The organism is Streptomyces sp. NPDC054887 (genome assembly GCF_053610585.1).
This window is the reverse complement of the sequence record NZ_JBSGYQ010000007.1, coordinates 65,374-80,815: the sequence shown is the minus strand read 5'-3', so window position 1 is coordinate 80,815 and position 15,442 is coordinate 65,374. Positions and strand designations below refer to the sequence as shown.

General features: G+C 72.1%; 16 protein-coding genes and 1 tRNA gene. 6 read left to right on the top strand and 11 right to left on the bottom strand.

Translation table 11 applies throughout. The features are described from left to right. Positions 1-64: 64 nt before the first annotated feature. Together ACWGH0_RS06055 and ACWGH0_RS06050 are read right to left on the bottom strand one after the other, a co-directional pair. A complete protein-coding gene (locus tag ACWGH0_RS06055; protein WP_453402930.1) occupies positions 65-2,587 on the bottom strand; it encodes an ABC transporter permease in 2,523 nt (840 codons plus the stop codon). Positions 2,588-2,637: 50 nt separating this feature from the next. Further along, positions 2,638-3,414, bottom strand: coding sequence for an ABC transporter ATP-binding protein (locus tag ACWGH0_RS06050; protein ID WP_453402929.1), 777 nt, complete (start codon positions 3,412-3,414; stop codon positions 2,638-2,640). A 389-nt stretch (positions 3,415-3,803) separates the two neighbouring features. Here ACWGH0_RS06050 and ACWGH0_RS06045 point away from each other — a divergent pair. Next, positions 3,804-3,885 (top strand) — tRNA-Leu (locus ACWGH0_RS06045). Between the two features lie 284 nt (positions 3,886-4,169). Continuing rightward, the gene (locus ACWGH0_RS06040) at positions 4,170-5,042 is read left to right on the top strand and encodes a Bax inhibitor-1/YccA family protein (protein WP_453402928.1); all 873 of its coding nucleotides are present in this window, start codon (positions 4,170-4,172) and stop codon (positions 5,040-5,042) included. An 88-nt stretch (positions 5,043-5,130) separates the two neighbouring features. Here the strand turns inward: ACWGH0_RS06040 and ACWGH0_RS06035 are convergent, their stop codons facing one another. Next, a complete protein-coding gene (locus ACWGH0_RS06035) occupies positions 5,131-5,361 on the bottom strand; it encodes a DUF4287 domain-containing protein (protein ID WP_138899329.1) in 231 nt (76 codons plus the stop codon). A 100-nt stretch (positions 5,362-5,461) separates the two neighbouring features. On the opposite strand from ACWGH0_RS06035, the gene ACWGH0_RS06030 reads away from it, so the two are divergent. Next, entirely contained in the window at positions 5,462-5,809 is a 348-nt protein-coding gene (locus ACWGH0_RS06030; RefSeq protein ID WP_453402927.1) for a hypothetical protein, read from the top strand. 31 nt (positions 5,810-5,840) lie between these two features. Here ACWGH0_RS06030 and ACWGH0_RS06025 read toward each other — a convergent pair whose 3' ends face one another. The 3 genes from ACWGH0_RS06025 to ACWGH0_RS06015 form a co-directional block, all read right to left on the bottom strand. Continuing rightward, complete coding sequence (locus tag ACWGH0_RS06025; protein ID WP_453403009.1) at positions 5,841-6,704, bottom strand: hypothetical protein; 864 nt, start codon at positions 6,702-6,704, stop codon at positions 5,841-5,843. Between the two features lie 232 nt (positions 6,705-6,936). Continuing rightward, positions 6,937-8,157, bottom strand: a complete 1,221-nt coding sequence (locus tag ACWGH0_RS06020) for an acetyl-CoA C-acetyltransferase (RefSeq protein WP_453402926.1) — start codon at positions 8,155-8,157, stop codon at positions 6,937-6,939. A 182-nt stretch (positions 8,158-8,339) separates the two neighbouring features. After that, entirely contained in the window at positions 8,340-9,341 is a 1,002-nt protein-coding gene (locus tag ACWGH0_RS06015) for an SGNH/GDSL hydrolase family protein (RefSeq protein WP_453403008.1), read from the bottom strand. Positions 9,342-9,507: 166 nt separating this feature from the next. On the opposite strand from ACWGH0_RS06015, the gene ACWGH0_RS06010 reads away from it, so the two are divergent. Further along, complete coding sequence (locus tag ACWGH0_RS06010) at positions 9,508-10,902, top strand: cystathionine beta-synthase (protein ID WP_453402925.1); 1,395 nt, start codon at positions 9,508-9,510, stop codon at positions 10,900-10,902. A gap of 277 nt (positions 10,903-11,179) precedes the next feature. Here ACWGH0_RS06010 and ACWGH0_RS06005 read toward each other — a convergent pair whose 3' ends face one another. Then, positions 11,180-11,590: a hypothetical protein gene (locus ACWGH0_RS06005; protein ID WP_453402924.1), complete on the bottom strand. Its 411-nt coding sequence runs from the start codon at positions 11,588-11,590 to the stop codon at positions 11,180-11,182. Between the two features lie 250 nt (positions 11,591-11,840). Between ACWGH0_RS06005 and ACWGH0_RS06000 the strand changes: the two genes are divergently transcribed. Both ACWGH0_RS06000 and ACWGH0_RS05995 read left to right on the top strand, forming a co-directional pair. Beyond that, positions 11,841-12,677 carry a MurR/RpiR family transcriptional regulator gene (locus ACWGH0_RS06000; protein WP_453403007.1) on the top strand — a complete coding sequence of 279 codons (837 nt, stop codon included), beginning with the start codon at positions 11,841-11,843 and terminating at the stop codon, positions 12,675-12,677. Between the two features lie 114 nt (positions 12,678-12,791). Beyond that, positions 12,792-13,406: a hypothetical protein gene (locus tag ACWGH0_RS05995; RefSeq protein ID WP_453402923.1), complete on the top strand. Its 615-nt coding sequence runs from the start codon at positions 12,792-12,794 to the stop codon at positions 13,404-13,406. Here ACWGH0_RS05995 and ACWGH0_RS05990 read toward each other — a convergent pair. From ACWGH0_RS05990 to ACWGH0_RS05975, 4 genes are all read right to left on the bottom strand, one after another. Beyond that, a complete protein-coding gene (locus ACWGH0_RS05990) occupies positions 13,375-13,749 on the bottom strand; it encodes a hypothetical protein (protein WP_453402922.1) in 375 nt (124 codons plus the stop codon). The two genes, ACWGH0_RS05995 and ACWGH0_RS05990, sit on opposite strands and share 32 nt — an antisense overlap. Before the next feature lie 62 nt (positions 13,750-13,811). Continuing rightward, positions 13,812-14,237, bottom strand: a complete 426-nt coding sequence (locus ACWGH0_RS05985) for a roadblock/LC7 domain-containing protein (protein WP_453402921.1) — start codon at positions 14,235-14,237, stop codon at positions 13,812-13,814. Between the two features lie 37 nt (positions 14,238-14,274). Then, positions 14,275-15,036, bottom strand: a complete 762-nt coding sequence (locus ACWGH0_RS05980; RefSeq protein WP_453402920.1) for a transcriptional regulator — start codon at positions 15,034-15,036, stop codon at positions 14,275-14,277. After that, entirely contained in the window at positions 15,033-15,407 is a 375-nt protein-coding gene (locus tag ACWGH0_RS05975) for a hypothetical protein (RefSeq protein WP_453402919.1), read from the bottom strand. The genes ACWGH0_RS05980 and ACWGH0_RS05975 overlap by 4 nt, the downstream gene beginning before the upstream one ends. Positions 15,408-15,442 lie beyond the last annotated feature (35 nt).

Sequence of the window (15,442 nt, the reverse complement as noted above, 5' to 3'; positions counted from 1 at the left end):
GCGGCCCGCACGGCGAAGGGCCGGCCCCCCGGGGGACCGGCCCTTCACCCGCGCGCCCCGCCGCCTACTCGGCCTTGATGGCGTCGAGCATGTTGAGCCTCGCCGCGCTGCGGGCCGGCCACATCGCGGCCAGTACGCCGACGACCGCCGCCAGCAGCAGGAAGACGCCGATCCGGTCCCACGGCAGCACCAGGGCGTAACCCGGCACCTGGTCCCTGACCGTCTGGCCGATGGCCCAGCCCAGGAACGTACCGAGGCCGACGCCGATCACCGCGCCGAAGAGCGAGATGACCACGGCCTCCAGCCGGATCATGGTCTTGACCCTGCGGCGGTCGAGACCGATCGCGCGCAGCATGCCGATCTCCTGCTGACGCTCGAAGACGGACATCGCCAGGGTGTTGACGACGCCGAGCACCGCGATGAGCAGGGCCATGCCCAGGAGCCCGTACATGATGTTCAGCATCGTGTTGATCATGCCGCCGAACTGGTTGCGGATGTCCTGCCGGTCCATCACGCTGATCGCCGGGTTCTGCCCCAGCGCGTCCACGAGCGCCTTCTCGTTCGCCTCGCTCGCGCCGCCGTCCGTCTTCACCCAGATCTCGCGGATGTACGGCTTGGCCTGGTGCTCGGCGACGATCTTCTGGTCGACGAGGACGGGCGAGAGGAACTCGTTGCCCCGGTAGGTGGCGCCGACCTTCAGCTTCCCCTTCGTACCGTCGGCCCACTTCACGGGCACGCTGTCGCCGACCGCGAAGCCGCGGCTCTTCGCCGTCCTGTCGTCGACCGCGACGGCGCCGTCGGCGAGCGAGTCCAGCGAACCGGCGACCGGCTCGACGTTGATGACCCGCTCGACGTCGCCGGGCGTGACGCCGGAGGCCGCGGCCCACTCGCCCTTCAGCTCGAAGTCGGCGGCCGTCTGCGGGGAGAGCGCGGAGACGCCCGGGACCTTCTCCAGCGCGGTGAGCGCGGACTTGTCCAGCGAACCGCCGCCGGCCATCGTCAGCATGTAGTCGGCCCTGATGTTGTCCGTGGTCATCTTGTCCACGGCCCGGCCCATCGTGACGCCGAGCACGGAGAGACCGGTGACCAGGGTGAGACCGATGGCCAGCGCGGACGCCGTGGCTCCGGTGCGCCGCGGGTTGCGCACCGCGTTCTGGCCGGCCAGCGTGCCCGACACCCCGAAGAGCCTGGCGATCAGCGGCCGTACGAGCGCGATGACCGGGCGCGACAGCAGGGGGATCAGCACGATGATGCCGATCAGTGCGAAGAAGGCGCCGGCCCCGATGAGCATGCGGCCGTCCTCGCCGGCCGCCGCGCCGGCGAGGATGCCCGCCGCGCCGAGCAGGGTGACGAAGCCGCCGATGGAGTTGCGTACGACGAGCGACCTGGTGGTGGCCACGGCGTGCACGCTGCTCATCGCCGCCACCGGCGGGATCTTCGCGGCCCGGCGGGCGGGCAGCCAGGCGGCGAGCATCGTGACCAGCACGCCGACCGCGAAGGCGGCGGCGATCGCGGTGGGCGAGACGATCAGCGGACCGGCCGGCATCTTCGCGCCGAACACGGACATCGCCGAACGCAGCCCGGTCGCCAGCCCCAGCCCGAGGGCGAAGCCGACCACGGAGGCGATCGCGCCGACCACCACGGCTTCGAGCAGCACCGAGCGCTTGACTTGGCGGCGGGAGGCGCCGACGGCGCGCATCAGCGCCAGTTCCCTGGTGCGCTGGGCGACCAGCATGGTGAAGGTGTTGGAGATCAGGAAGACGCCGACGAAGAGGGCGATGGCCGCGAAGGCGAGCAGCACCTGGTTGAGCGCGCTCAGGCTCTCCTCGATCATCCGGGCCTGGTCGTCGGCGAGCTCCTCGCCGGTCTTGGCCTCGGCGTCCTTGGGCAGCAGCGGCTTCACCGCGCCGAGCAGCTTCTGCTCGGACGTGCCGGAGGCGGCGGCGATCGTGACGTCCTTGAAGCGGCCGGGCGTCAGGTAGAGCTTCTGGGCGACGGGCGTGTCGAAGAGGACCAGCGAGCCGCCGGCGTTGACCTCGCCGTCCTCGGTGGTGAAGACACCGGAGAGGGTGTACTCCTTCACGGGGCCGTTGGTCGCGACCCGCACGGTGTCACCGGTGCGGTACTCGCCCTTGTCGGCCGTGGCCCTGTCGAGGGCGATCTCGCGGGCCCCGGCGGGCCCCGAACCGTCGGTGAAGTCGTACGCGGGGTCCTTGCCGTTCGCGCCCGGCTCGAAGTTCGCGCCGGTGTTGGACCAGCCGTTGCCGATCAGCTTGCCGCCGGGGTCGGCGACGCCGGCGAAGCCGGAGACCCGGCCGGTGGCGGAGGCGACGCCGTCCAGGCCCCGGATCTTCTCCAGGGTCCGGGTGTCTATGCCCTGTTCCTTCTTCTCCGGGTCGGGATACGTCGTGACCGCGACGGCGACGTCCTCGTAGCTCTTCGCGGACTGCTTGCCGTAGGCGTGGGAGAGGGTGTCGGTGAACACCAGGGTGCCGGACACGAAGGCCACGCCGAGCATTACGGCGAGCACGGTCATCAGCAGCCTGGCCTTGTGCGCGAGCACGTTGCGCAGGGCGGTACGGAACATGTTTCTGTCAGTCCTGGGGTGGGTTCGGCCGGGGGAGGCGGGCTCGTGGGTCAGCTGGTGCGGCCCTTGGAGTCGAACTCCTTCATCCGGTCGAGGACGCCGTCCGCGGTCGGGCTCAGCATCTCGTCGACGATCCGGCCGTCGGCCAGGAAGATCACCCGGTCCGCGTACGAGGCGGCCGACGGGTCGTGCGTGACCATGACGACCGTCTGGCCGAGCTCGCGCACCGAGTTCCGCAGGAAGCCGAGGACCTCGGCGCCCGAGCGCGAGTCCAGGTTTCCGGTCGGCTCGTCACCGAACATGATCTCCGGCCTGCTCGCCAGCGCGCGGGCCACGGCGACACGCTGCTGCTGGCCGCCGGAGAGCTGGGAGGGGCGGTGGCCGAGCCGGTCGGCGAGGCCCACCATGTCGATGACCGTCTTCAGCCAGTCCTTGTCGGGCTTGCGGCCCGCGATGTCCATCGGCAGCGTGATGTTCTCGGCGGCCGTGAGCGTCGGCAGCAGGTTGAACGCCTGGAAGATGAAGCCGATCTTGTCCCGGCGCAGCTGGGTGAGCTGCTTGTCCTTGAGCGCGCCGAGCTCGGTCTCACCGATCCGTACGGACCCGGAGCTGAAGGAGTCCAGTCCGGCGACGCAGTGCATCAGCGTCGACTTGCCGGACCCGGACGGGCCCATGATCGCGGTGAACTCGCCCTGGCGGAAGTCCACGCTGACCCGGTCCAGGGCGACGACCTGGGTCTCGCCCTGCCCGTAGACCTTGGAAAGCTCCGTGGCGCGTGCGGCCACCGCGGTGGTGCGGTGGGCGGTGGCGGTGGGGGTGGTGGTCACGAGAGGGCGCTCCTGTCGGGGACGGTTGAAGGGACCCCTTCATCGTCCCGTCCGTCCGGCGCCGGCGGATCAGCCCTCGTGCCCGTTCGTACGGCCCTCTTGAGTCGCATCGCGGGACACGCCCGTCCTCCTTTGGTATGACGCCGTCCCCGAGCCGGCCCCGGGGGCCGGCGGGAGCCCCGCGGGCCCGCGCGCAGTCGAGTTTCCGCCTTTCCCGCAGGCAGCCGTCCGTACCCGCCCACCGCGCCCGGCATGTGCCGACGGCCCATTACGCACGCTGACACACCCTCAGGCGTCAATAAAATAAGACAACATCGGCCGGGGGTTCCGCTGTTCGGGGGAGGCGTCCGGATAGGCTCTGACCCGCGAATTGCGGAGCCGCGCACCTTGCCCGGATGGTGGAATGCAGACACGGCGAGCTTAAACCTCGCTGCCCCTCGGGGCGTGCCGGTTCGAGTCCGGCTCCGGGCACAACGGGGACAACAGCTTGACCGGAAGCAATGCACGTACGTAGCGCCGCGTGCGGCGGGGGGAGCACGCGGTCGCGGGTGTGACCGCGGGGGAGTGCGGGAACGTGAGCCTGCGGGATGATCCGGTCCTCGGACGGGATCACGCGGGACACGGATCCCGCGGGGCCCGAGGAACGCCGCGCCCGTGACGGCCGGAGAAAGATCCTCCCCTGGCACTAGGGTGTTCCTTTTGCTTTCCCATTACTCTTGACTCAAGGCCACGCAGGGTGGCCATGGAGGAGTGAGATGAGGAGCAGCAACCCGGTCTTCTCGCGACGGGGCTTCAGCCGCGACAACGGCACCGCGGGCTTCAACGCGGCACCGCAGGCCGGGGGCCCCGCCGTCGGTACGGCGCAGGGCAACCCGTACGCCCAGGGCGCCCCCGCGAACCCGTACGCGACCAACCCTTACGCCCAGCAGGACACGCAGTACGGCGCCCCGCAGGCGCCCGTACGCGGCAACGTCATGACGATGGACGACGTCGTCGCGCGGACGGGCATCACGCTCGGCCTCGTGATCGCCGGCGCCACCGTCGCCTGGGTGATGAACGTCGGCCTCGGCCTGGCCATCGGCGCCGCTCTCGTGGCGATGGTGCTCGGGCTCGTCCAGTCCTTCAAGAGCAAGCCCGTGCCGGCGCTGATCCTGGCGTACGCGGCCTTCGAGGGCGTGTTCCTCGGCGCCATCAGCAACTACGTGAACACGTACGTTGCCGAGGGCGCGGCGATGCAGGCGGTACTGGGCACGATGGCGGTCTTCGTCACCATGCTCTTCCTGTACAAGACCCGGATCATCCGGGTGACCCAGCGCTTCACGCGCTACCTGATGATCGCCGCGATCAGCTTCATGGTGCTGACCGCCGTGAACCTGCTGTTCATGGTGTTCGCCGGCGGTGACGGCCTCGGCTTCCGCAGCGGTGGCATGGGCATCATCTTCGGTGTCGTCGGTGTGCTGCTCGGTGCGTTCTTCCTCGCCCTGGACTTCAAGCAGGTCGAGGACGGCGTGGCCTACGGCGCTCCGCGCGAGGAGTCCTGGATGGCGGCCTTCGGCCTCACCATGACCCTGGTGTGGATCTACCTGGAGATGCTGCGTCTGGTCTCCATCCTCAGCGGCGACGACTAGTCGCTCCTGCTGTACGCGTAAGGGCCCGTCCGGCGCATCGCCGGGCGGGCCCTTACGCGTGTGCCGACGGCCCGCGGGGGCCGGCGGGCTAGAGCAATCGCCGGGCGGCGCGCCTGAGGTCGTACTCGTGGATGATCGCCTTGGCGTGGCCGTAGGCGAGGTTGTGCTCACTGCGGAGCCAGCTCACCTTCTCCTCGAAGCGGAAGAGGGCGGGGCCGTCGTCCACGGCGCGGAGCCAGTCGGACACTTCACGACCGGTGCAGTGGGGGATGCGGGAGAGCAGGTTCTGGTGGGTCTCTTCGGAGAAGACTTGGGACATTCGGCGCCTCCGGACGCATTGCGCGAGTGCTCCTTCATGTCACCGTGCCTGAGTGTTCGCCCGTTGGCAACAGTGCCGGGCGGGCGCGTAGGGTCGCGGAGTGCTCGATACAACGCCCCTGACGGCCGCCGTGGACCGATTCGCCGACCGGCTCCGTGCCGCCCCGCAGAGCAGGCTCCAGCGCGGGGCCGCCGCCGAAGGGCTGGCCCTGGCCAGGGAATTGTCCGTACGGGCGCAGCGCCTGGAGGAGCCGGGGCGCCGGCCGCGCGTCATGCCGGAGGCGGGCGTCTTCGTGGTGGCCGACCAACTGGCGGTGGCGGGGCACGATTTGGCGCAGGCGCTGAGCGCGGCGTGCGCGCCGGAGAGCGGGACGGCCCCGTCCGTCGCGGCGGGACTGGACGAGGCCGTGGGGCTGGTGGAGGCGGCGGTCGCGCGGGCCGGTCTGTGAACCGGCCGGCGGCGCGTCCCGCGGCCCGGCGCTAGATCGACGCGATGACGCGGTCGGCCAGGATGTAGACGCTTTCCTCGCCGCAGGAGAAGGTCAGCGCGTACGCACCGGAGATGCCGGAGCCGCCGAGCAGGACCGGGGACTCGCCGCCGCGCAGCGACTCGGCGAGGCGCTCGGCGGTCTCGCGGTGGCCGGGGGTCATGCAGAGCGTCGTGCCGTCCGTGAAGACGTACACGTCGAGCGTGCCGAGGGGGCCGGGGCGGACGTCGGCGAGCGCGGTGCGGGCGGCGGCCAGCTCTTCCAGGCGGTTCACGGTGCGCTCGTGGTCGCCCAGGGCGCCCGGCGTCTGGCCCGGAACGCCGTGCTCGATCCTGTTCGCGGCGTTGGAGGGGTGGCGGCGGCGGGCCGCCGCGAGCTCCGGGGAGTCCTCGGGGAAGGCGTCGGCCGGCTCCAGGTCGTCGAGGCCCTCCAGGGCGTCGGCGCAGTCGAGGGCTTCGAGCGCCTCGTACGCGTCCACCGACTCCAGGCCGGTGAAGTCCGCCTGGCGCGGGACGAAGAAGGGCGGGGTGTCGTCGCCGAGACCGGTGGGGCCGCCGAGCAGCGACGGGGCGTCGGCGGCGTCGCGGGCCTCCTGCGCGGCCCAGAAGGCCCGCGCCTCGGCCAGCTCGCGCTCCCGCTCCTCGGCGAGGGCCTCGGCCACCGCGGCCCGTATCCCGTCCGCGTCGGCGGCACGGGTCTGCTGGGGGACGGCGGCCCCGGAACGGCCGAGCGCGGCGGCGGCCGTCAGCTCGGTGCGCAGGGCGGCGACCTGCTTGCGCAGTCCGTGGACCGCGTGCAGGGCAGCGGCGCCCACGGCCGTGGCGGCGGCTGTGGTCAGCAACAGGGCAAGAGGCATGGCGCTCACTGACGTACTCCCGGTTTCATCGATCCCCCGACTTCCTACATCAGCTTGAGGTGAGTGCGCGCCATCTGTCAGTGCATTACGTCACGAAATGGACAGGTCTTTCGCCTGTCGGATCCGCCCACGACCGCCGGTGACCTGGGGATATGCCTCTCCCCCAGGAGATACATCACATCCTGGGGGAGATTGGGTCACGAACCGGGTGCGGCCGGAGCCGCACAGAGGGTCAGCTGAGGCGCTCGATCACCATGGCCATGCCCTGGCCGCCGCCGACGCACATCGTCTCCAGGCCGAACTGCTTGTCGTGGAACTGGAGGCTGTTGATCAGCGTGCCGGTGATGCGGGCGCCAGTCATGCCGAAGGGGTGGCCGACGGCGATGGCGCCACCGTTGACGTTCAGCTTGTCCAGGTCGAGGCCCAGGTCCTGGTACGACGGGATCACCTGGGCGGCGAACGCCTCGTTGATCTCGGCGAGGTCGATGTCGCCGATGCTCAGCCCGGCGCGCTTGAGCGCCTGGCGGCTGGCCTCGACCGGGCCGTAGCCCATGATCTCGGGCGAGAGCCCGGAGACGCCGGTCGAGACGATGCGCGCCAGCGGGGTCAGGCCCAGCTCCCGCGCCTTGGTGTCGCTCATGATGACGAGGGCCGCGGCGCCGTCGTTCAGCGGGCAGCAGTTGGCGGCGGTGACCCGGCCGTCGGGGCGGAAGACGGGCTTGAGGCCCTGGACGCCCTCAAGGGTGACGCCGGCGCGGGGGCCGTCGTCCTGCGAGACGACCGTCCCGTCGGGGGTCGTGACCGGGGTGATCTCGCGCTCCCAGAAGCCGTTCTTGATGGCCTGCTCGGCGAGGTTCTGCGACCGTACGCCGAACTCGTCCATCTCGGCGCGGGAGATGCCCTTGAGGCGGGCGAGGTTCTCGGCGGTCTGGCCCATGGCGATGTACGCGTCCGGGACCAGGCCGTCCTCGCGCGGGTCGTGCCAGTCCGCGCCCTCGGTCTGCGCGACGGCGGCGGTACGGGCCTCCGCGTCGGCGAAGAGGGGGTTGTGGGTGTCCGGCAGGCTGTCGGAGTTGCCCTTGACGGAGCGGGAGACCATCTCGACACCGGCGGAGATGAAGACGTCGCCCTCGCCGGCCTTGATGGCGTGCAGCGCCATGCGGGAGGTCTGGAGCGAGGAGGAGCAGTACCGGGTGACCGTGCAGCCCGGGAGGTGGTCCATGCCCATCTGCACGGCGACGATGCGGCCCAGGTTGTGGCCCTGCTCGCCGCCGGGGAGGCCGCAGCCGAGCATGAGGTCGTCGATGTCGCGGGGGTCGAGCTCGGGCACCTTGGCGAGCGCGGCCTGAATGATGGTGGCGGTCAGGTCGTCGGGCCGCAGGTCCTTCAGCGAGCCCTTGAAGGCGCGTCCGATGGGCGAGCGGGCGGTGGAAACGATCACTGCTTCGGGCACGACGGCTCCATGAGGGCGAGAAGGGCGATTGGGCACGACTGAGTGGGAAGTTACCCGTCCGTACCGCTCGGGTCATCGTGCGGGCGATGTGATGCGGGCCTCTTTTCTAAGCGCCCGCTCAGTCGGGGGCGGGTGAAGGCCACCCACCCCCTCCCACTGTGGCACCGCGCTCCCGCGCGCCCTCACAGCGCCCGGCGCGACTCCGAGGGGGAGCGGGCCGGCTCCGTCGAGGCGGGCAGGCGCCGCCGGCGCCGGTGCTTGAGCAGGGCCCACGGCGCCCGGGCGGCCGTGACCTCCGTACCGGCGGCCGACGCCGCCTCCGCCGCGGCCTTCGCCACCGGCAGCATGTCCTCGTCGCGCGAGGCGTCCAGCCGGTCCGAATCCGGCCACAGCCCGAGCGCCGCGCACAGCGTCGGCAGCACGGCCATCGCAGCCGTCGCGTAGCCCTCCGCCGAGGGGTGGTAGTTGTCGGGACCGAACAGCTCGCGAGGGTTCGCCAGGAACTCGGGCCCCAGCAGGTCGCCGAGCGACACCGTGCGCCCGCCCTGCTCCACCGCGCCGATCGTCTGCGCCGCCGCGAGCTGCCGGGACACGCGCCGGGCCAGCCAGCGCAGCGGCTGGTAGACCGGCTCGATCGTGCCCAGGTCGGGACAGGTGCCCACGACCACCTCGGCCCCCGCCGTGCGCAGCCGCCGTACCGCCGAGGCCAGGTGGCGGACGGACTGCGTGGGCGGCATCCGGTGCGTCACGTCGTTCGCGCCGATCATGATCACGCAGACGTCCGGCAGCCGCTCCCGGTCCGCAAGGACCACCGAGACCTGCCGCTCCAGGTCGTCCGACTGCGCCCCGGGCTGCGCGACGTTCCGCAGCGCCACCGGACGCTCCGCGACCGCCGCGAGGCCGGACGCGAGGAGCGCCCCCGGCGTCTGCCCGGCCCGGCGCACCCCCTGCCCCGCCGCCGTGGAGTCGCCGAGCATGGCGAGCCGCAGCGGCGCGTCCATGGGGTACCCGGCCAGCGGCATGCCGTACAGCCCGTCCGCCAGGGGCGGGACCGGCGCCCGTCCGCCGCCGACCGACCGCTTGGCGAGCTGCACCTCGGCGAGGAAGATCCCCACCGCGGCCGCGCCGACCAGCCCGATCCCGCCCCCTCCGTACGCCGCGCCGGCGGCGATCCGCCGTGCCACCCTTGCTCTCGACACAGTCGCAGCCACCTCCTCCTGGCTTCGAAGCCTCCGCTCAAGTGCTTACTGCCCGGTAGTGGGCGCTCTTCAATCTCGTCCGAAGGTGAACGGGCCGTCGTCAGCCGTTTACGCTGGGCCGCATACCACTACGGAGACCCCGGAGCGCAGCGTGCAATTCCACGACTCGATGATCACCCTCGTCGGCAACACCCCGCTCGTGAGGCTGGGGAGCGTGACGGCCGGAATCCAGGCGACCGTCCTGGCCAAGGTCGAGTACTTCAACCCCGGCGGATCCGTGAAGGACCGGATCGCCCTGCGGATGATCGAGGCGGCGGAGGAGAGCGGCGCGCTCAAGCCCGGCGGCACGATCGTCGAGCCGACGTCCGGCAACACCGGCGTCGGCCTCGCGATCGTGGCCCAGCAGAAGGGCTACAAGTGCATCTTCGTCTGCCCGGACAAGGTGTCGACCGACAAGATCAACGTGCTGCGCGCGTACGGCGCCGAGGTCGTCGTCTGCCCCACCGCGGTCGACCCCGAGCACCCCGACTCGTACTACAACGTCTCCGACCGCCTGGTCAGCGAGACGCCGGGCGCCTGGAAGCCGGACCAGTACAGCAACCCCAACAACCCGCGCTCGCACTACGAGACGACGGGTCCCGAGCTGTGGACGCAGACGGAGGGGAAGATCACGCACTTCGTGGCGGGCGTCGGCACCGGCGGCACGATCAGCGGCACCGGCCGCTACCTGAAGGAGGTCAGCGGCGGCAAGGTCAAGATCATCGGCGCGGACCCCGAGGGCTCGGTGTACTCGGGCGGATCAGGGCGCCCGTACCTCGTCGAGGGCGTCGGTGAGGACTTCTGGCCGTCGGCGTACGACGCCACGGTGACGGACGAGATCGTCGCGGTGTCGGACAAGGACTCGTTCCAGATGACCCGGCGCCTCGCCAAGGAGGAGGGCCTGCTGGTCGGCGGCTCCTGCGGCATGGCGGTCGTCGGCGCGCTGCGCGTGGCCGAGCGGCTCGGCCCCGACGACGTGGTGGTGGTCCTGCTGCCCGACAGCGGCCGCGGCTACCTCAGCAAGATCTTCAACGACGAGTGGATGGCGGACTACGGCTTCCTGGAGGAGTCCGGCCAGCACGCCAGCGTGGGTGACGTCCTGCGGTACAAGGAGGGCGACATGCCCAGCCTCGTGCACATGCACCCGGAGGAGACGGTGGGTCAGGCCATCGACGTCCTGCGGGAGTACGGCGTCTCGCAGATGCCGATCGTCAAGCCGGGCGCCGGGCACCCCGACGTCATGGCCGCCGAGGTCATCGGCTCGGTCGTCGAACGGGAGCTGCTGAACGCCCTGTTCGCGCAGCGCGCGCAGCTCGGGGACCGGCTGGAGCAGCACATGAGCGCGCCGCTGCCGCAGGTCGGCTCCGGCGAGCCGGTGGAGGACCTGATGGCCGTACTCGGCGGCAAGGGGCAGCACGACGCGGCGATCGTCCTGGTGGAGGGCAAGCCGACGGGCGTGGTGAGCAGGCAGGACCTGCTGGCGTTCCTGGCGAAGCCGCAGAGCTAGCCGGGGCGGGCTCCGGCGCGGGGCGCGCCGGAGCCGGAAGCCGCGGATTCGCGCAAGTGGTACGAGGCCGACACGTTCACGCAGCACCGGCTTAACACGCCTGGGGCACCTTGGTGGTTGTCGGCGTCACGGACTACGGAGCGGCTCCCGGACCTCCATGGACGCCTGGACGCGAAGCCGGCCCTGATCCCGGCCCGCGCCCCTCGCGGGGACCGCCGTCGTCCCGCCCCTCGGGCAACCGGGGGTGCGGCGGTCCCCGCGACACTTCCCCTCCGGCTCACTCCGTCCAGTCGGACTTCTCGCGCCTTCTGCCCAGCCAGGCGGAGCCGCGCGCGGCATGGACGGCGTTGACGCCGACGATGCCGAACCAGGCCACGATCAGGCCCGGCAGATCCGCGTTGGCCACGCCGATCGCCGACAGCGGGACGGCGAGGACCAGCGAGACCGCGGCGAAGCCGAACCGCTCGCCGAAGCCCCCCTCGCTCCGTGCCGGCCTGCCGCCGCCTCTGGCCACCGACATCTGCTGCTCGGCGAGCTGACGCCTGACGCGGCGGTCGACCGTGCCGTCCAGACGCTGCTCGACCTTCTCCAGGAACGACTCGACGAGCGCGGACTCGTAGTCGTCCCCCAGCTCCCTGCGCGCGTGCAGGGTCGCGTCGAGGTCCTTCTTCAAATCGCGGGCTTCCATGGTGCGAGACGTTACGGAGTGCGGGAGCCGCGGACAGTGGGGCTAACCCCCCTTTTCCCGCCGCCGGGGGCCCCGGTTCTTCCCGCCGCAGGGCCCCGGCCGGTCGAAGCCAGGACCGGCCGTCCCTTGCCCCGGCTGTATATGGTCATGCAGAGTTCTGGGTGTCTGAATAAGTGCCCGTGCTCAGCGGTAGAACACTCGCATGAACGACCGACGCACCGACGATGTGCGGAACTCCGAGGGGGACGGCATGAGCGACAGCGCTGCCGCGCGACTGCAGCAGCTCTTCGACGGGCACCGGCTCACGCCGACCCAGCGGCGCATCGCCCACTGCATGGTGCGCAAGGCCGCCGACGTGCCGTTCCTGTCGAGCGTCGAACTGGCCGAGCTGGCCGGCGTCAGCCAGCCCTCCGTCACGCGCTTCGCCGTGGCCCTCGGCTTCGACGGCTACCCGGCCCTGCGCAAGCACCTGCGGGAGGTCGCGCCCACCGAGCCCTCGCCGGGCGAGGACGCGTACAACGAGTACCAGCAGGCCGTCCAGGCCGAGATCGAGAACCTCCGGCACCTCTCCGAGCTGCTCGCCGACCCCCGCCCCGTCGAGGAGGCCGGCCGGGTGCTGGCCCGCTCCAGCCCGCTGCCCGTGCTCGGACTGCGCGCCGCGTCCTCGCAGGCCCGGGGGTTCGCGTACTTCGCTGCGAAGGTGCACCCCGACGTACGCCTCCTGGACGAGAGCGGGTCGATGCTCGCCGACCGCATCGACGCGGCCCGCCGGGCGGGCGCCACCGCGCTGCTGTGCTTCGCGCTGCCGCGCCACCCGCGCGAGGTCGTGGACGCGCTGGCGTACGCGCGCGAGCAGGGCCTGACCGTGGTGACGGTCGCCGACTCCGCCTTCGCGCCGGTGGCCGGGCACAGCGACCTGCTCATCCCGGCGGCGGTCGGCACGGGCCTGGCGTTCGACACGGCGTGCGCGCCGATGCTGCTGGGGCGGGTGCTGCTGGAGGCGATGTGCGACGGCCTGCCGGACGCGCAGGCGCGGCTGGAGGAGTTCGACACGAAGGCGGCGGCGCGGGGTCTGTTCGTGGACTAGCCGCCGACGGGCCGGGCGCGCCCGGCCTTTCTCGGCGGTTTTTCACGCGGCGCTCAGAATCCGGCGTTACCCTCCCCGACTGGAAACAGTCGAAGCCGGCAGGAAGGGGCGGTCGTGGCGCGCGGAGAACAGGCGCAGGCATTGGCGCGGGTGGCGGTGGTCGTACGGGCCGGGGCGGCCCCGCTGTGGTGGCTCGGGCTGCTCGCCGCCGGGATCGGAGCACTCGTACCCGGCCTCACCGGGCGCCGGGCCGGCCTGCTGGCCGGAGCCGCGCTCTTCGTCGTCGCGGCCGCCGCGACCGCGCTCGCCCGCAGGGGCCGGTACGCCGCGCTCGCCGCGTCCGCGAGCCGCGCCGGCCGCCGCGACTTCCTCCAGGCCCGTTCCGTGACGGTACGGGCCCGGCGCCGCGACCGCCGCTGGTGGCTGGCGGCCGTCTTCCTCGCCGCCGTGGCGAGCGCCTTCGCGCTGCCGGGCGCCGGCGGGCTGCTGTTGGCGGGCGCCGGCGCGGGGCTGTGGCTGAAGGCGGTGTGGATCGGCGCCCGCGAGCGCCGGGACGAAACCCTGCTGTGGGTGTGCACGGACCGGCTCGGCGGCGGGCCCGCGGGGCGGCGGGTGACGGCGTACCGCACCACCGGGATCGCGGCGGGCGACGCCGCGCCGGGCGGCGCGCGGCGTCGCCCGGCGGCCGTCCCGGCCGTCACACGTCGAGTTCGGCCTCGATCTTCCTGAGCTGGTGGCGGGCCATCGCGAGGTTGGCCCGCGCCTTGTCCAGCGCCAGGTAGAGGAACAGGCCGTTGGAGCTGCGCCCCTTGAGGAGCCGGATCATGTGGTACTGGCCGCCGAGGGTGATGAGGATGTCCTCGATCTCGTCCTTGAGGCCCAGATGCTCCATGGTGCGCACCTTGGCGCGCACCACATCGGTGTTGCCCGCGGCGGCCACGGTCAGGTCGAGGTCCTTGCCGCCGCCGAGGGTGCCGAGGGCCATGCCGCTGGTGTAGTCGACCAGGGCGACACCGAGGGTTCCCTCGATGCCGGTCATCGCTTCCTTGAGCACGGTTTCGGTGTTGGACATGGGTATCGCACTTCCTTTTCGTCGGATGGTGGAGGTGACTGCTGTGGTGCGTTTGGCTGTGGTCACGCGTTCTCCCTGGCGTGGTCGACCAGGGCGCCGATGCGGACACTGGCCCGGCGGGCCTCCAGGTGGAGCCGGCCCACGTTGACGCGCGGTTCCGCGAGGAGCGTGAGCACGGCGGACGTGCCCGCCGCGTAGGTGGCCACGTAACCGTCGTCGCCGCGCACGAGCAGTTCGCGGAAGACGCCCTGGCCGGTCGCGTCCGTCAGCCGAACGGCGACGCCGAGCGCCGCGGCGGTGAGCGCCGCGATCCCCTCGGGCTCCACGGTCGTGGTGTCCTGGGCCAGTACGAGGCCGTCGACGCTCGCGGCGAGCGCGCCCGACAACTGGGGGATCCTGGCCTTCAACCGCCTCAGTTCGTCGAGAACTTCGGGTTCTGTCGCCATCAGCCTTCTCCTTTCTGCGCGTTGTCTCAGGGCGCGCCTCATGAGGGGGTGGGGAGGGCCGCGCCGACGGTCCGAAACTTCACAGGCTTGCCTCCAGGGCGTCGCGGAGCCGGCGCAGCAGGGCGGTGTCCGGGTCGTCCGCGACCCCCGCGACCCAGGCGGGCACGGGGGGCGGGGGCGCCGGAGCGTCACGGGGCGTGGCGACCGTCCCGGCCGCGGCGAGCCGCCGTACGTCGATGAGTGTGTGGAAGGCCGGCCGCCCCAGGGCCCGGGCGATGTCGCCCGGCGTCCGCGCGCCGTCCGCCAGGTCGAGCACGGCGCGCTGGCGCCGGGTGACGGGCTGCCCCGCCGGCGTACTGCGGCGTACGACGGGGGCGGTGTCGGTGTCCGGGTACGGCCAGAGCTCGTCCAGCAGCCGTCTGCGCCGCAGCGACTCCCGCTCGACCACCGCGGCGGAGACGGGCCGGATGCGGCCCAGCCAGTGGGCGGCCCCGTACCGGAAGCGGGTCGGGCCGCTGCCCGGGGCGAGCGCGAAGAAGGCGGCGTCGAACAGCGCGCTCAGGTGGCACAGTTCCAGCTCGCCGTCGGCCAGCCGGCCGCTGTCGACGAGGAAGCGCCCGACCCGCCCCCGGGTGCCCGCGCGGTCGACGGCCTCCTGCCACTCCTCGGCGGGCAGCCGCCCGGTGGAGGTCAGCAGTACGTCGATGCCCGGTGCGGCGGGGCTCTCGGCGTGCACCACCTGGCCGTCGACGAGGTAGAGGGTCCCGTGGTCGCGCAGCAGGGCGCCGGTCGCGCGCTCGGCGGCCAGCCGGACGAGCATCGGGGACACGGTGGCGTTCATCCGAGGACCAGTTCCTCGGCCAGGGTGCGCAGACGTAACCGGGCCAGGGCGAGGTTGCCGTCCTCGCGGTCGAGCCACAGGTGCAGGAAGACACTGCTGTCGAACGAGGTCTCGACGAAACGCAGCAGGTGGTAGCCGCTCGGCGAGGTGATGATGACGTCCTCGACCGGCAGTCCCCCGGGGGAGAACGCGCGCTGCTCGGCGGCCATCCTGGCCAGCTCCGCGGTCTCGGCGGCGGTGGTCTCGTGGTCGTCGTTGGGCGAGTCCCCGACCGTGCCCAGCGCGAGCCCGCTCGTCCAGTCGACCAGCGAGGCCCCCAGGGCGCCGGGCAGGACCATCGCCGCGAGCAGACATTCGTCGATTCCGGGCATGCGGAACCCCCCTCCCGGCGTGGCACATGGATGCG

Excerpts from the sequence above, each read along its gene's own strand:
- ACWGH0_RS06055 (WP_453402930.1), bottom strand. The coding sequence starts at position 2,587 with ATGTTCCGTACCGCCCTGCGCAACGTGCTCGCGCACAAGGCCAGGCTG.
- ACWGH0_RS06040 (WP_453402928.1), top strand. The coding sequence starts at position 4,170 with ATGAGGAGCAGCAACCCGGTCTTCTCGCGACGGGGCTTCAGCCGCGAC.
- ACWGH0_RS06035 (WP_138899329.1), bottom strand. The coding sequence starts at position 5,361 with ATGTCCCAAGTCTTCTCCGAAGAGACCCACCAGAACCTGCTCTCCCGC.
- ACWGH0_RS06025 (WP_453403009.1), bottom strand. The coding sequence starts at position 6,704 with ATGCCTCTTGCCCTGTTGCTGACCACAGCCGCCGCCACGGCCGTGGGC.
- ACWGH0_RS06005 (WP_453402924.1), bottom strand. The coding sequence starts at position 11,590 with ATGGAAGCCCGCGATTTGAAGAAGGACCTCGACGCGACCCTGCACGCG.
- ACWGH0_RS06000 (WP_453403007.1), top strand. The coding sequence starts at position 11,841 with ATGAGCGACAGCGCTGCCGCGCGACTGCAGCAGCTCTTCGACGGGCAC.
- ACWGH0_RS05990 (WP_453402922.1), bottom strand. The coding sequence starts at position 13,749 with ATGTCCAACACCGAAACCGTGCTCAAGGAAGCGATGACCGGCATCGAG.
- ACWGH0_RS05985 (WP_453402921.1), bottom strand. The coding sequence starts at position 14,237 with ATGAGGCGCGCCCTGAGACAACGCGCAGAAAGGAGAAGGCTGATGGCG.
- ACWGH0_RS05980 (WP_453402920.1), bottom strand. The coding sequence starts at position 15,036 with ATGAACGCCACCGTGTCCCCGATGCTCGTCCGGCTGGCCGCCGAGCGC.
- ACWGH0_RS05975 (WP_453402919.1), bottom strand. The coding sequence starts at position 15,407 with ATGCCCGGAATCGACGAATGTCTGCTCGCGGCGATGGTCCTGCCCGGC.